1 pseudogene is annotated in these 487 nt (G+C 67.6%); it reads right to left on the bottom strand.

Going from position 1 to position 487, the window contains the following annotated elements:
- A pseudogene (locus HX774_RS19550) lies at window positions 1–487 on the bottom strand (MFS transporter); the annotation flags it as partial.

Below are 487 nucleotides of genomic sequence, written 5' to 3' on the forward strand. Positions count from 1 at the left end.
CAAACGCCTGCCGGGCTAGCGGTTGCACCACCGCCCGAGCCGACTCCGGCAACAGCGCAATGGCTGCCGGCATATCGCCTGCCACCACCCGCGACGCACTACCGGCCACCTGCGACCGCCACTGAGCCTCCACGCTCGCCCCCAGCAATTGCTCGCTGTGGCTGCTCAACAACGCGCCATACACACCAATCGCCAGCATGATCGCGCTGAAGCGCATGGTCGTACTCATGCCCGACGCCATGCCGGCACGGTCGCGGCATACGCAGGCCATGATGTTCTTCTGGGTGTCGCCATTGAGCAGGCCCGCACCGGCCCCCGTCACGGCAATCGCCAGGGCAAAGGGCAGGTAGCCGCCCACATTGACCGCCCAGGCGCTCAGCAGATGGCCGCAGCCCAACAGGGTCAAGCCGATCGCCATCATCGTCGCCGCCGCAAAACGCCCGGCCAGGCGCGCGCCGATGCGGGGGCAAATCAGCATGGTCAAGGC

The organism is Brevundimonas sp. P7753 (genome assembly GCF_013386595.1).
In the GTDB taxonomy this organism is placed as follows: Bacteria; Pseudomonadota; Alphaproteobacteria; order Caulobacterales; family Caulobacteraceae; genus Brevundimonas; species Brevundimonas bullata.